The organism is Thermotomaculum hydrothermale, from assembly GCF_016592575.1.
GTDB classification, from domain to species: domain Bacteria; phylum Acidobacteriota; class Holophagae; order Thermotomaculales; family Thermotomaculaceae; genus Thermotomaculum; species Thermotomaculum hydrothermale.
In genome coordinates, this window is record NZ_AP017470.1 from 1,895,693 (window position 1) to 1,909,620 (window position 13,928).

13 protein-coding genes are annotated in these 13,928 nt (G+C 37.2%); 2 read left to right on the top strand and 11 right to left on the bottom strand.

Features of this window, described 5'->3' with window-relative positions:
• Nucleotides 1–50 precede the first annotated feature (50 nt).
• The 5 genes from TTHT_RS08790 to TTHT_RS08810 are packed head-to-tail and all read right to left on the bottom strand — an operon-like array spanning nucleotide 51 to nucleotide 2,893.
• Nucleotides 51–806 (bottom strand): tetratricopeptide repeat protein, encoded by a 756-nt coding sequence (locus tag TTHT_RS08790; protein ID WP_201327599.1) that lies wholly within the window; start codon nucleotides 804–806, stop codon nucleotides 51–53.
• Nucleotides 807–840: 34 nt separating this feature from the next.
• Entirely contained in the window at nucleotides 841–1,668 is an 828-nt protein-coding gene (locus tag TTHT_RS08795) for a tetratricopeptide repeat protein (protein WP_201327600.1), read from the bottom strand.
• Nucleotides 1,669–1,678: 10 nt separating this feature from the next.
• A complete protein-coding gene (locus TTHT_RS08800; protein WP_201327601.1) occupies nucleotides 1,679–2,020 on the bottom strand; it encodes a DUF190 domain-containing protein in 342 nt (113 codons plus the stop codon).
• A 2-nt stretch (nucleotides 2,021–2,022) separates the two neighbouring features.
• Nucleotides 2,023–2,400: a fluoride efflux transporter CrcB gene (gene crcB / locus TTHT_RS08805; protein WP_201327602.1), complete on the bottom strand. Its 378-nt coding sequence runs from the start codon at nucleotides 2,398–2,400 to the stop codon at nucleotides 2,023–2,025.
• Nucleotides 2,401–2,413: 13 nt separating this feature from the next.
• Nucleotides 2,414–2,893 (bottom strand): CYTH domain-containing protein, encoded by a 480-nt coding sequence (locus TTHT_RS08810; RefSeq protein ID WP_201327603.1) that lies wholly within the window; start codon nucleotides 2,891–2,893, stop codon nucleotides 2,414–2,416.
• Nucleotides 2,894–2,963: 70 nt separating this feature from the next.
• Between TTHT_RS08810 and TTHT_RS08815 the strand changes: the two genes are divergently transcribed.
• The gene (locus tag TTHT_RS08815) at nucleotides 2,964–5,219 is read left to right on the top strand and encodes a DEAD/DEAH box helicase (protein WP_201327604.1); all 2,256 of its coding nucleotides are present in this window, start codon (nucleotides 2,964–2,966) and stop codon (nucleotides 5,217–5,219) included.
• Nucleotides 5,220–5,261: 42 nt separating this feature from the next.
• Here the strand turns inward: TTHT_RS08815 and sdhB are convergent, their stop codons facing one another.
• Genes sdhB through mdh form a run of 4 tightly spaced genes read right to left on the bottom strand, consistent with a single transcriptional unit; the run spans nucleotide 5,262 to nucleotide 9,385 of the window.
• Nucleotides 5,262–6,008, bottom strand: a complete 747-nt coding sequence (gene sdhB, locus TTHT_RS08820; protein WP_201327605.1) for a succinate dehydrogenase iron-sulfur subunit — start codon at nucleotides 6,006–6,008, stop codon at nucleotides 5,262–5,264.
• Nucleotides 6,008–7,795, bottom strand: a complete 1,788-nt coding sequence (sdhA, locus tag TTHT_RS08825; protein ID WP_201327606.1) for a succinate dehydrogenase flavoprotein subunit — start codon at nucleotides 7,793–7,795, stop codon at nucleotides 6,008–6,010. The genes sdhB and sdhA overlap by 1 nt, the downstream gene beginning before the upstream one ends.
• 15 nt (nucleotides 7,796–7,810) lie before the next feature.
• Nucleotides 7,811–8,434, bottom strand: coding sequence for a succinate dehydrogenase cytochrome b558 subunit (locus tag TTHT_RS08830; protein ID WP_201327607.1), 624 nt, complete (start codon nucleotides 8,432–8,434; stop codon nucleotides 7,811–7,813).
• 15 nt (nucleotides 8,435–8,449) lie between these two features.
• Nucleotides 8,450–9,385 (bottom strand): malate dehydrogenase, encoded by a 936-nt coding sequence (gene mdh / locus TTHT_RS08835; RefSeq protein ID WP_201327608.1) that lies wholly within the window; start codon nucleotides 9,383–9,385, stop codon nucleotides 8,450–8,452.
• A gap of 278 nt (nucleotides 9,386–9,663) precedes the next feature.
• On the opposite strand from mdh, the gene metK reads away from it, so the two are divergent.
• Nucleotides 9,664–10,791, top strand: coding sequence for a methionine adenosyltransferase (metK, locus tag TTHT_RS08840; RefSeq protein ID WP_201327609.1), 1,128 nt, complete (start codon nucleotides 9,664–9,666; stop codon nucleotides 10,789–10,791).
• Nucleotides 10,792–10,858: 67 nt separating this feature from the next.
• Here the strand turns inward: metK and TTHT_RS08845 are convergent, their stop codons facing one another.
• Together TTHT_RS08845 and TTHT_RS08855 are read right to left on the bottom strand one after the other, a co-directional pair.
• Nucleotides 10,859–11,863, bottom strand: coding sequence for a DUF1573 domain-containing protein (locus TTHT_RS08845; protein WP_330873132.1), 1,005 nt, complete (start codon nucleotides 11,861–11,863; stop codon nucleotides 10,859–10,861).
• Between the two features lie 26 nt (nucleotides 11,864–11,889).
• Entirely contained in the window at nucleotides 11,890–13,917 is a 2,028-nt protein-coding gene (locus TTHT_RS08855) for a ribonuclease R family protein (RefSeq protein ID WP_201327612.1), read from the bottom strand.
• Nucleotides 13,918–13,928: the final 11 nt, after the last annotated feature.

Genomic DNA, 13,928 nt, shown 5'->3' on the forward strand with positions numbered 1-13,928 from the left:
AAAGGGGGCCATACCCCCTTTTTAACATTTTTAAGTTCTAAATACAAGTATTAGTTAACCCTGCATCTCTTTTTTAGGTCTCTCTCAAAGTTTTTGTTGATTTTAGCCTTCTTCTCTTTTGCAATCTTGTAATACTTTACCGCATTTGCACAATCACCTGTTACAAAATATGCAACAGAAAGGTTTGTATAAGCATCTTTTAAGTTTGGGTCCTGATTAATTGCAGCAGAATACTGCTCAATAGCACCTTTAAAATCTTTTAAAGCCATTAATGTATTTCCATACTTAAACCTGAAAAAGGCATCGTACTGCATGTTTTTATCTTTTTCATACTCTTTTTTCATATTTTTATACTTATTTTCGTACTCAACCTTTTTTGTTTCATATGCAGTTGCATTTATACCTTGGTACTGCATATCGTGTTTATCAAGTTCAATCTGCAACTCTTTTGCCTTTCTCTGAAATTCTTTCATGTAGTCAAGCTTCATTTTCAAAAAGTTTTCTTTAAATGCAGCAAATTCTTTTATACTTTTCTCAAAATATTCTTTGGATTTATTGAAATCTCTCTTTTGATAGTAGATTATACCAAGGTAAGCATAAGCTGCATAGGCGTGCTTCCATGACTTAATAGCATCTTTGAATTCCTTTTCCGCTTTAGAAATCTTATTTTTTTTAAGATACTTTTTCCCTTTTTCAATATGCTTTGTTGATGGGCCCATTACCTTATTGTAAAGGCTTGTTGCTGTTTGCCCGTAAGCAAATCCAAAAGTTAATACCAGACATAACATTACAAAAAATCTTTTCATATCTCCTCCTAAAAATTATGGATACCTTTCCTTCTTATTTAATACCACACCTTTTTTTGAGAGCATTAACATAATTACCTCTTACAAATGCTTTCTTTTTCTTTGCCAATTCATAATACTTTTTAGCATTATTACAATCTCCAAGCATAAAATAGGCAACTGACAGATTTGTATAAGCATCTTTTAAATTAGGATCCTGATTTATTGCAGCAGAGTACTGCTCAATAGCACCTCTAAAATCCTTTAAAGCCATTAATGTATTTCCGTACTTAAACCTGAAAAATGCATCGTACTGCATATTTTTATCTTTCTCATACTCTTTTTGCAAATTTTTGTACTTGTTCACATAATCGTTTTTATATGCTTCAAAAACTGTTGGATTAACTGAATAGGATATGGAACGCCCCCTTAACGCCCTCATCTGCTCTGAGTATTGATAGTATTCAAGCGCATCTCCTGCACCGTAGTTAAGATTATGCTTATCTAAAACAATCCCCAATTCTTTTGCCCTCAATTCAAAATTTTTAATATAATCTCTTTTCATCTTTAGATAATTCTCTTTAAACTTTTGAAACTCAAAAATGCTTTTTTCAAAATACTCTTTTGATTTATTAAAATCCCTCTTTTGATAATAAACTATACCGAGGTAAGCATAGGCTGCATAAGCGTGCTTCCAGGCTTTAATTGCATCTTTAAATTCCTTTTCTGCCTTTTTGAGATTGTTGTTTTTAAGATATTTTTTACCTTTCTCAATGTGTTTTGTGGAATCAGCCTGTACCTTGTTATATAACCCTGATGCAGTTTGCCCAAAAACCAAACAAAATGAAAGCAAAAAAATTAAAGCAATAAAAGGCTTACGCATAAAAGCCTCCCTATTCTTTCTTACCCCCCTGATACTTTAAAATTGTTACATTCTCCAGGGTTATCATACCCCCCTGGAGCACTTCCTCCAGAAAGGGAAGCAATTGATTGATTTTTTCTTCAGTATCCACAATTTCAATTACCACAGGCAAATCTTCCGACAACACAAGAAATTTTGAAGTGTGAATTCTGCTTGTTTTTCCGAATCCCATTGCCCCCTTTAAAACTGTTGTTCCTGCAAGGTTTAATTCCCTTGCCTTCATCACAATCTCTTCGTAAAGTGGGCGTCCGTTTTTGCACCTGTCATCTTCCCCTACAAAAATCCTTAACAATAATCCCTTTTCCGGTAACATAGCTAACCTCTCACAATTTGTTTAGCAAGAAATATGCCTAAAAAAATACACACAAGACCCAAAAATACACTTGCAACAATATTTAAAACAGCAAACTTTATCTCACCCTCTCTAATTAAGTTGACAGTCTCAAAAGAGAATGTGGAAAATGTTGTAAAAGCACCTAAAAATCCTGTAAAAACCAAAGCCTTTATCTCCCTTGAAACTATCATTCTCTCAGTTAATTGCCACAAAAAACCAAACAATAAGCTTCCTAAAAGGTTAACTGCCATTGTTCCATAAGGAAATGTTGGAAAAAATAATGAATAAACAAACCTTGAAACAATATCTCTCATCATCGCACCAAATCCACCGCCTATAAATATCACCAGATACTTCATTACTTAAACTCCCTTAACCTTTTTTATCCCACACCGAATACGGAAATTTAACAAGAGAATAATTGTAATACCTTTCATCATTACTTACATCCTCTCCAGCCCAATCAGGCTTTTCAAATTCCTCATCTTCACTTTCAAGTTCAATCTCTGCAATTATCAATCCCTTATTCTCCCCTTCAAAAACATCTATCTCCCAGACATGATTACCTACTGGCAATTTATACCTTACCTTTTCAATCAAAGGCTTTAAGCAAACATTTTCAAGCAACTCAATTCCGTCTTTTAAAGGGATTTCATACTCAAATTCAAGCCTTGAAATGTCTCCCGTTCTTCCTTTTACGGTTAAATAAGCCTTTTTGTTTTCAATTATCCTTACCCTTGAAACTGATTTATCTCCAATGTAAAGATAGCCCTGCTTTATAGAAATTCCCTTTAATCCTTTTAAAAATGAAGTGTCTTTCACCTTAAACTTTCTTTCAATTTCAATTCCCATTTTTACTCCCTTTCCAATCTATTTTATCACCACTGTTTTTAAAATCCATTTTAGAGTATAATTCATTTGTATGAAAAACACTGAAAGTTTAATAGAGTTACTAAAAAGCCACAAATACCTTACCCACTATCATATATTTGAAAAAAAAGAGGGGGATTACAGGGAAATTCCTGAAACTCTGTCAGAAAAACTAAAAGAGGGGCTAAAGAAATCAGGGATTGAAAAACTTTATTCTCACCAAAAAAAGGCTTTCTCCCTAATTGAAAAGGGGAAAAACATTGTAATAACAACTCCAACAGCATCAGGGAAATCTCTCTGCTATAACCTGCCTATCCTTAATGAAATAGAGAAAAATCCATCAACAAAATGCTTTTACTTTTTTCCAACAAAAGCACTTTCAAGAGACCAGTCAAAGTCTGTAATAGAACTTGCAGAAAAGTCAAATATACCATTACGCTGCGAGGTTTACGACGGAGACACCCCCTCAGATGTGAGGGAAGGGATTAGAAAAAACGCTCAAATAATTATTACAAACCCTGATATGCTTCATCAGGCAATACTTCCCCATCATCCAATGTGGAGAAGGGTGATAGAAAACCTGAAATTTATAGTGATAGACGAAGTACACATTTACACAGGGGTTTTTGGCTCTCACTTTGCAAATGTTTTAAGAAGGCTGAAAAGAATATGCGAATTTTACCAGGCAAAGCCACAATTTATTTGCTGCTCAGCAACAATAGCAAACCCACTTGAATTAGCAGAAAACCTTGTTGAAGAAAAGTTTGAGTTAATTGACGAAAACGGTGCTCCCTCATCAAGAAAACACTTCTTTTTTATAAATCCACCAATTGTAAACAGAGAGTTGGGGATTAGAAAGAGTTATGTTGACATAACAGTTTTAATGGGGAAGGAGTTTCTTGAAAGAGACATCCCAACAATAACCTTTGCAAGAACAAGGCTTGCAGTTGAGGTTATAACAAAGTATTTAAAAGACAGAACAAAGCCAACAAAAAAACACAAGATATCCGCTTACAGGGGGGGCTATCTTCCTAATTTAAGGAGAGAGATAGAAAGGAAAATGAAGAACAAAGACATAAGCCTTATTGTTTCAACAAACGCACTTGAATTGGGGATAGACATAGGGGAGTTGCAGGGATGCATTATTGCTGGATACCCCGGAACAATATCTTCCACCTTGCAACAGGCAGGAAGGGCAGGAAGAAAAAAAGACGATTCACTTGCAGTTTTAATTGGTTCAAACTTTGCAGTTGACCAGTTTATAATGTCAAACCCTGATTACCTTTTCAAATCATCACCGGAACACGCAAGGATAAACCCGGACAACCCTGATATTCTTTTCAACCATCTGTGTTGTGCAATTTACGAACTCCCCTTTAAAGAAGGGGAAAGATTCGGGGAAACAGAGATAGAGGATTTGCTAACAAAGATGGAAGAGGTTGAGTTGGTAAACAAATTCGGAAAAAAATGGCACTGGATTTCAGACAGTTACCCTGCTGCAACATTTTCTTTAAGAAGTGTTACAAACGACAACTTTGTTGTAATAGACATAACAGAAAAGAGGAATAAGGTAATTGCAGAAGTGGATTACATTGCAGCACACACAACAATTTACCCGCAGGCAATATACCTTGTTCAGGGAAGGCTATACCAGGTTGAAAAGCTTGATTATGAAAATAGAAAAGCCTATGTAAGAGAGGTTATGGCAGAATACTACACAGATGCAATTGACCATACGGTTGTAAACATTCTTCAGGTTGACAATCAGGAAAAAGCCACCTTCTTCCACAACAATTTAGGGGAGATTCATGTCTTAACAACAATTACGGGATTTAAAAAGATAAAATTTTACACAAATGAAAATATTGGATACGGAAAGATAAATATCCCTGATGTTGAAATGCATACAACCTCATTCTGGCTTACAATTGACGATTCAATAAGGGAGCAGATGGGGATTTCAAAATCTGACTTTACAGAAACATTAAACGGGTTTTTGTATTCAATGAAGAATATTTCTTCAATATTCCTTATGTGCGACACAAGGGATTTAGGAACTTCCACTCAAACTGACGACACAAAGGAAAACTTCCAGTACTCGCTTTTTCTCTATGACGCATACCCTGGGGGTATTGGACTTTCTCCCCAGATTTATAAATTAAGGGAGAGTATCTTTGACGGGGTTAAGTCTCTTGTAAAATCCTGCAAGTGCTCTCACGGATGCCCTTCATGTATAGGCATAAGAAACGGCGAAAACTCAAATATAAAAAGCAATGTAATAGCCCTTGCGTCAATTTTATCAAAATAAAAAAGGGGGCTTTAAGCCCCCAGAGTTTTGCATTCTCCTGATTTATTTCATAAACCAATCTTTTAATGCCTGCAATGTAACCTGTCTTCCAACCTCGCCAATTGAGTGGGTTAAAGGAATCTCTTTCGGGCAAACCTCAACGCAGTTTTGTGCATTACCGCATTCGTGAATTCCACCTTTACCCATTAAAACATGGAGTCTGTCTTCCTTCAAAGAAGCACCAGATGGGTGGAAGTTAAACAGCCTTACCTGAGAGATAATCTGTGCACCCATAAAATCTGACTTTTCATTAAACTGTGGGCAAACTTCAAGACAGCATCCACATGTCATGCACTTTGAAAGTTCATAGTGAATTGCCCTTTCAGGCTCTGGAATCTTTGGACCAGGCCCCATATTGTGAGTACCGTCAATTGGAACCCATGCCTTAACCTTCATAAGGTTGTCAAACATCTTCTGCCTGTCAACAACAAGGTCTCTTACAACAGGGAACTTTGTCATTGGTTCAAGAACAATTGGCTGCTCTAAATCTTTAACAAGTGCAGAGCAAGCCTGCCTTACCCTTCCGTTGATAATCATGGTGCATGCGCCGCAAACCTCTTCAAGGCAGGAGCATTCCCATGCAACAGGAGTGGTCTTTTTACCATCTTTTGTAACAGGGTTCTTTTGAATTTCAACAAGGCATGCAATAACATTCATGCCATGAGTCATAGGAACTTCAAACTCTTCCCAGAAAGGGCTTGAATCCGGGGAGAGCTGTCTCTTTATTCTAAGTCTTACTGTGTCAGCCATTAGTTACCCCCCTTGTCCTTTTTTTGAGCCATCTTTTTAGTTTCCTCTTTGTCAACCGCGTAGTTTCTCGGTCTTGGAGGAATGTCCGCAATCTTAACAGGCTCGTATGAAATTTCCGGTCCATCCGGGGTATAGGTTGCTATTGTGTGTTTCAGGAAGTTTTCATCATCTCTATTTGGGAATTCAGGTTTGTAATGAGCACCACGGCTTTCATTTCTAAGCAATGCACCCTTTGTCATAACCTTTGCAAGTGTAATCATCTTCTGCAAGTCTTTAACAAAGATTGCTTCCTGATTGAGCACTCTTGATTTGTCAGCAATGCCTATGTGGTTCCATCTATCTTTCAACTCATCAAGCATCCCAAGGAGTTCTTCCAATTTGTCGTTATACCTTACAACAGTCATTCTCTCTGTCATCATTACGCCTAATTCATCGTGAAGCTTCTTGGCGTTTTCACTTCCATCCATTGCATAAATCTTTTCGTAGAGCTTTTCAACTTCATGCAACTCTTTATCAGCAAGTTTTTCAAAGTCTCCAGGTTTCTCATACCCTTTAAGGTACTTTGGCATTGCTGCTCCCACAACAAAACCATCGTAAACGCATGAGAGAAGGGAGTTTGCACCAAGCCTGTTTGCACCGTGGTACTGATAGTTAACCTCTCCTGCTGCGAATAAGCCTGGAAGGCTTGTCATATCTGTATCGTCATCAACCCACAGGCCACCCATTGAGTAGTGAACTGACGGGAATACCTTCATTGGAACCTTTCTCGGGTCATCACCAACGAATTTTTCATAGATTTCAAGAATACCGCCTAATTTCCTGTCAAGGTAATCTGAATCCATGAAAGAAAGGTCAAGGTAAACCATGTTTTTGCCGTCAATACCCAACTTCTGGTTTACGCAAACATCAAAGATTGCCCTTGTTGCAATGTCTCTTGGAACAAGGTTTCCATAAGCTGGGTACATCTCTTCAAGGAAGTACCATCTCTTTCCGTCCTTAATTGTAAAAACTCTTCCACCTTCACCCCTTGCAGATTCACTCATAAGCCTGTTTTTGTCAGAACCTGGAATTGCAGTAGGGTGAATCTGGATGAATTCACCGTTTGCATACTTTGCACCCTGCTCATAGCATGTGCAGGCAACGGAACCAGTGTTAATAAATGAGTTTGTAGATTTACCAAAAATGTATCCCGGACCACCAGTAGCGACAACAACTGCTGCGGCAGGGAAAACCTCAGGCTTCATTGTATTCATATTCATAGCAATGCAGCCGTGTACAACACCGTTGTCGTCAACAATCAACCTCTGGAAGTCATAGCCAATCCACTGTTTAACCATTCCTTCCGCAGTAAACCTTCTAACCTGTTCATCAAGCGCATAAAGTAACTGCTGTCCTGTGGTTGCACCGGCAAAAACAGTTCTCTTAAATTTTGCGCCACCAAATGCCCTAACATCAAGGTTGCCTTCCATTGTTCTGTTGAACATAACACCCATTCTGTCAAACATGTATATAATTTCAGGCGCTTTTTCACACATTCTCTTAACAGGGAGCTGGTTAACTAAAAAGTCTGCTCCGTAAACAGTGTCATCGTAATGTTCATAAGGAGAATCACCCTTTCCGTGTAAATCAAGTGCTGCGTTAATTCCGCCCTGTGCACAAACAGAGTGTGACCTTTTTACAGGGACAATTGAGATAAGGTCAACGGGGATTCCCTCTTCGCAAAGTCTTATAGTTGTCATTAATCCGGCAAGCCCGCCGCCGACAACGACTACTCTTTTATCACTCACCACTAACCTCCTTCACTAAATATGAAAAGCGAGCAATGCTCTAATGCCCACAAAAGCAAGAACAACAAATAGCCCTAAAGTAATCCAGCCCATTCTCTTCTGTGCTTTTGGGCCTGTTGTAATTCCCCAAACAATGCAGAATGACCATATTCCGTTTGCAAAGTGGAATGCAGCTGAAATCACTCCTATTACCATCCACCAGAAAACAACAGGGCTTTGAAACATTTTCGCCATGTATTGATAGGAAACCTCTGTACCATAAAGCAATGCAGAAATTCTTGTAACATATACATGCCAGCCAATAAAGAAAAGCAGAATAACACCTGTTACCCTCTGGATAAGGTACATCCAGTTTCTTGCATAACCGTACTGGAGGTTGTTAGGCTCTCCTGTATAAACAATGTAAAGACCGTAAATACCGTGAAAAAGCAAGGGTAGAAAGATAAAAATTGTTTCAATTGCCAGAAGGTACGGCAACTCTTTAAAAAACTCTATCTTTCCGTTGTAAACAGCCGCTCCGTGCACTGCAAAGGAGTTTGTAAAAAAGTGTTCAAGAATGAACAAACCTATAGGGAAAATCCCCAGAAAAGAGTGAAGCCTTCTGTTGAAAAAGCTTCTATCTACAGCAACTTCTGTCATATCACTCCCCCGACTTTATTTAATGTTTTCAAGTTCTGCAATAAGTTTTTTAACATGCTCAACAGACTTGTTGAACATTTCCCTTTCATCATCGGTTAAATCAAGCTCAATTACCTTTTCAACACCATTTCCACCTAACACAACTGGAACACCGATAAAGAATCCGTTTACACCGTATTCGCCTTCAAGGTAAGCAGCGCAGGGCAATACTCTCTTTTTATCCTTCAAAATTGCTTCAGCCATCTGGATAGCAGCCTCAGCAGGAGCATAGAAAGCAGAACCAGTTTTAAGAAGGCCAACGATTTCTCCACCACCCTTTCTTGTTCTCTCAATAATAGCGTCAATTTTTTCTTTTGATAAGAAGTGAGTTAAAGGAATACCGTTTATGTTTGAGTACCTTGGAAGAGGTACCATTGAATCTCCGTGACCACCTAAAACGATTGCATGTATATCTTCAACAGACAATCCTGTCTCCATTGCAATAAAGCTTCTCATCCTTGCTGTATCAAGGATACCTGCCATTCCAACAACCCTGTTTTTAGGAAACCCGGTAATCTTTTTCATAAGGTGAACCATAATGTCAAGCGGGTTAGAAAGAACAATTACAAAAGCATCTGGAGCATACTTTTTAATGTTTGGAGCAACTGATTCCATAATCTTTTTGTTGATACCAAGAAGATCGTCTCTGCTCATACCAGGCTTTCTTGGAACACCTGCAGTAACAATTACAATGTTTGCCCCTTCAATATCCTTATAGTCATTTGTTCCTATAGATTTACAATCTTTACCAAAAATAGGAGTTGCTTCATAGATATCGAGAGCCTTTCCTTGAGGCATTCCCTCAACGATATCAACTAAAACAACATCTCCCAACTCCTTACGCGCAATAATGTGTGCCATTGTACCACCAATGTGGCCTGCACCGATTAATGCAATCTTAGGTCTTGCCATAACCCCTCTCCTTTCAAAGAAAATATTTCAAAAGCAATTTCTACCAGATTCAAGCATTACCAATCGCACCAGAAATATCTATGTTAATTTTAAAACTCTAAAACCGCACACACAAGCATGGAGTCGGGAATTGAAAGTAATTACAAACTCATATAATCCTTCCCGACTTATTCAATTTATTTTAGCACAATCTAAAATTGAAATTTAAATATTTTCAGTAAAAATGGAAAGTATGCTATAATTTTCTTGACTTTTTTACTTTTTTTCTGGAGGAGCAAATGACCAAATATCTTTTTACATCTGAATCAGTAACAGAGGGCCATCCTGATAAAATAGCCGATCAGATATCAGATGCCATTTTAGATGAAATTATGAAAAATGACCCAAATGGAAGGGTTGCCTGTGAAACACTTGTAACAACAGGCTTGATTATGATTGCTGGAGAAATCACCACAAATACTTATGTTGATTTCCCTAAAATAGCAAGAGAAACTGTTAGAGAAATAGGTTATACAAGAGCAAAATATGGTTTTGATTGTGATACATGCGGAGTAATTTCAACAATTGATTCCCAGTCTCCCGATATAGCAATGGGCGTTGACACCGGTGGCGCAGGAGACCAGGGAATGATGTTTGGGTTTGCAATAAATGAAACTGAAACCTTAATGCCTTTACCTATAACCCTTGCCCACAAATTAACCATGAGGTTGGCGGAAGTAAGGAAGAAGAAGATTTTAAAGTATTTAAGGCCTGATGGAAAATCCCAGGTTACTGTTGAATATGAAAACGGCAAGCCTAAAAGGATAGACACCGTAGTCATATCTACTCAGCATGCTGACACTGTAAAAAACAATGAATTAAGGCAGGATATACTTGAAAATGTAATCTTTCCTGTACTTCCTGAAAACATGATTGACTCAGATACTAAATACCTTATTAATCCTACTGGAAGGTTTGTTATAGGTGGTCCACAGGGTGACTGCGGGTTAACAGGAAGAAAGATAATTGTTGACACTTATGGTGGGTTTGGGGCTCACGGCGGTGGTGCATTCTCAGGCAAAGACCCATCTAAAGTTGATAGGTCTGGCTCTTACATGGCAAGATACCTTGCAAAAAATATAGTTGCATCAGGTGTTGCAGAAAAGTGTGAAGTTCAGATTGCTTATGCAATAGGAGTTGATCAACCTGTTTCCCTTATGGTTAATACATATGGAACAGGTAAAAGGCCTGACAGCGAACTTGCAGAAATAATACTTAAAAACATTGATTTGTCACCAAAGGGGATTATTGAAAGGTTTGACTTGAGAAGGCCTATTTATAAGAAAACCGCAGCATATGGACACTTTGGAAGAGAAGATAAAGATTTTAAATGGGAATACACAGACATTAAAGACTTATTCGCATAAGAATCAATGAAACAATAAAAAAGCGGGGATTTTTCCCCGCTTTTTTTGTGCTTTTATTTTTCTTTTATTAGTACAATCTACCTCTCACAGGAATTGAATACTCTTTTACTCCGTTAACATCCACAAGTATTCTTATTATCCCTGAAAAAATTTTCCCCTTTTTGCCTCTTTTATAATTAGGCTTTACAAGTATTTGTTTGTCCTTCTTTGAAATGTCAATTACCTTAAAATCAAGAGGGCAATCCTTGCACTTTACAGATTTTATTTTCAATCCATTTTCAAGCTCGGTGGTAATCTCAATGGTTGCAGGAGCAGTCTTTCCGTTTACATTTGTATACATAAAAAGTGCAGTAGGAGTAATATTAATAACCTTTTTTATTTTTACCCTCATATAAAATGAAAGTGTAGGCACCTGCTTTGAATTTGTTTTAACTTTAACAGTGAGAGAAGAATTCTTAAACTGATAAACCGCTTTTTTAGGGGTTAAAGAGAATTTTAAAAAATCCTTGTTACCACTCCCTTTTACCGCTTTTACCTTTAAATCAAAAAAAAGATTCCCGTTAAAGGGATAGGTTATCTCCCACCCTTTTACTTTAAGGGGTTTATTCATATTGTTAATTACTTGCACTGAAAAAGTTTTTGTTTTCCCTGGAACTAAGTCATAGAAGAACAGGGTATTATTTCTTAATTCAAGCTCTGCGTATGTATTGCCCCTTAGCACAAGATTAATATCATTATCTTTAATAGAATTTGATTTTACTCTAATCCTTTTTGCCCACATTCCTGTGTGGGTTCCAGTATTATAAAAAGCTTTAATAACTCCTGATTCTCCAGGTTCATATTCCACTTTATCCAAAGTGGATGTTGTGCAGCCTCACCCTGGTTTTACCATGTAAATTATAAGCTTTTCATCTCCTACATTCTTGAATTTAAACTCGCCTGTAACCTTTGTATGAATAGGCACTTTTCCCACATCAATTAGTTTTTTCTCAAATTGAATCTGAGGGCCTTTTGCAAAGAGGAAAAGCACTGCAAAAAGGTTAATAACAATAATTCCTAAAACCTTCTTCATATATCCTCCTAAAATAAAGTCTCTATTTATAAGACGGGTTTTAATACATTTAGTTTTAATTTTCTCAAAATTGGGTCAATTTCAACAATCTTAACCTTTAATTTCATTCCTATTGTAATCTTTTTCCCGTTTTCATTTATGAGAAAGTGCCCGGTCGGGTCAAGGGTATAGTATCCCTTTAAATCTGACAGGGGAATCATTCCATCAACATAGAATCCATCAAGTTCTGCAAACAAGGTATGTTCAGAAAAACCTGAGACTATTGCATCACACTCCCTCACTCCCTTCTTCTCAATATCTTTCAAAATAAAGTACTCTGCTGTGTCAAGTTCCGCAAAGAATGCATCTCTCTCCAGAGTGGAAACAAGTTTTGCTATCCATTCTAATTCACTCTTTTTATAGGGAAGCCCTGTTTTTTCAATAGCAGCTTTAACAATTCTGTGGACAACAAGGTCTGGATACCTTCTAATAGGGGAAGTGAAATGCAGATATTCAAGCTTATTCAACCCGAAATGAAGCCCAGGTCTTGCAGAGTATTCAGCCCTTGTAAGATAACGCAATGTAATATAGTGAAGATTCCTGTCATTAATAGAATTTATAAGTTCAGGCAAAGTTTTGTCGTAAGTTTTGTAGCCTGCACTTTCAAACAAAACAAATAAGTCTGCAAGCTTTTCGTCATCAGGGGCAGGGTGTATTCTGAAAATTCCTGGAAGGTTTCTTTTTATTAAAAAATTTGCCACACATTCATTTGCAAGAAGCATAAACTCTTCAATAAGCTTTTCTGCATCCTGCTGCACCTGAGGCTTTAAGTCAACCAGCTCACCCTTTTTTGAAACCTTAACATAAGGCTTTTCAACATTAAGGAAAAGAGCCCCCTTTCTCAACCTTTTCTGCCTGAGTTTTTTTGACAAAATATGCATTTTGTCTATAGTTTCTTTTAACCCCTTAACCTCAGGGTAAGGAAACTCTGATTTGCCGTGAAAATACTCGTTTAATTTTTCATAGGTCAGCCTTGCTTTACTTTTTATAACAGATTTTGTGAGATAGTATGAAATTACATTTCCCTTTTTATCAAGTGTAATTATGCAGGAAAGAGTAAATCTATCCTCATAAGGCTTTAAACTACACAAGTCATTTGAAAGCTTCTCAGGAAGCATTGGGACAACTTTTCCAGGCATATAGGTGGTAACACCCCTTATCATTGCTTCAGAATCAAGGCAACTCCCCTTTTCAACAAAATGAGAAACATCTGCAATATGCACCCCTAAAACATAGCCTTTTTTTGTCTCTTTTAAAGAAACAGCGTCGTCAAAATCCTTCGCATCCTCTCCGTCAATTGTAAAAACAAGGTCATTTCTCAAATCAAGCCTCTTTGAAAAAAAGCTGTCTTCAAGAGTGAGATGCCTTGCCTCTTCCATTACTTCTGGTGGGAAAAATTGTTTTATTGAGTGAAGATACATATTTAAATCGTATGCCCCTTTTGCATTGTCTGAAAACTCTCTTATTACTTCTGCTTTTTTGCCAGTTATATATTCAATGACAGGTGATTTAACCCTTCCTTTAACATAAATCCTTTTAAACCTGATTTTTACCCTGCCGTTTTTAACTCTTCCCAACCTTCTATAAAATGCCCTATCAGTCACTGTTGCGACAATACCTGCGTCTCTATTTTTCAGTTTTAAAAGCATCACCTTATCACTATCCATTAATATTGTGGAAAGGTTTTTAGGAGGTATAACCCTTAATACTTTTTTACTTCCCCTTATTTTGAATATAAGGTTTCCTTTTCTACCTGCGTAAATCTTACCTTCGTACAATTTTTCGTACTCATGACAAACCTGCTTTTGAGAAGTTGTTTGATACTCATTGCTTAAACGATAACAGTTGTTCTCAGTTTTAACAATTACCCCTTCCCTGATAAGTGATTTCAAAACATCTCTCAGGTAAGACATCTCCCCCCGTGGAAGGTTCAGGTGTTTTCTAATTCTTTTTATTCCTATGGGATTTTTCTGTTTTTTTAGAAAATTAAGGATTTCCCTTTTAATTAACTGCATCTTGACTTTAC

Coding starts and splice junctions, on each gene's coding strand:
- TTHT_RS08790 (WP_201327599.1), bottom strand. CDS start 806: ATGAAAAGATTTTTTGTAATGTTATGTCTGGTATTAACTTTTGGATTT.
- TTHT_RS08795 (WP_201327600.1), bottom strand. CDS start 1,668: ATGCGTAAGCCTTTTATTGCTTTAATTTTTTTGCTTTCATTTTGTTTG.
- TTHT_RS08800 (WP_201327601.1), bottom strand. CDS start 2,020: ATGTTACCGGAAAAGGGATTATTGTTAAGGATTTTTGTAGGGGAAGAT.
- crcB (WP_201327602.1), bottom strand. CDS start 2,400: ATGAAGTATCTGGTGATATTTATAGGCGGTGGATTTGGTGCGATGATG.
- TTHT_RS08810 (WP_201327603.1), bottom strand. CDS start 2,893: ATGGGAATTGAAATTGAAAGAAAGTTTAAGGTGAAAGACACTTCATTT.
- TTHT_RS08815 (WP_201327604.1), top strand. CDS start 2,964: ATGAAAAACACTGAAAGTTTAATAGAGTTACTAAAAAGCCACAAATAC.
- sdhB (WP_201327605.1), bottom strand. CDS start 6,008: ATGGCTGACACAGTAAGACTTAGAATAAAGAGACAGCTCTCCCCGGAT.
- TTHT_RS08830 (WP_201327607.1), bottom strand. CDS start 8,434: ATGACAGAAGTTGCTGTAGATAGAAGCTTTTTCAACAGAAGGCTTCAC.
- mdh (WP_201327608.1), bottom strand. CDS start 9,385: ATGGCAAGACCTAAGATTGCATTAATCGGTGCAGGCCACATTGGTGGT.
- metK (WP_201327609.1), top strand. CDS start 9,664: ATGACCAAATATCTTTTTACATCTGAATCAGTAACAGAGGGCCATCCT.
- TTHT_RS08855 (WP_201327612.1), bottom strand. CDS start 13,917: ATGCAGTTAATTAAAAGGGAAATCCTTAATTTTCTAAAAAAACAGAAA.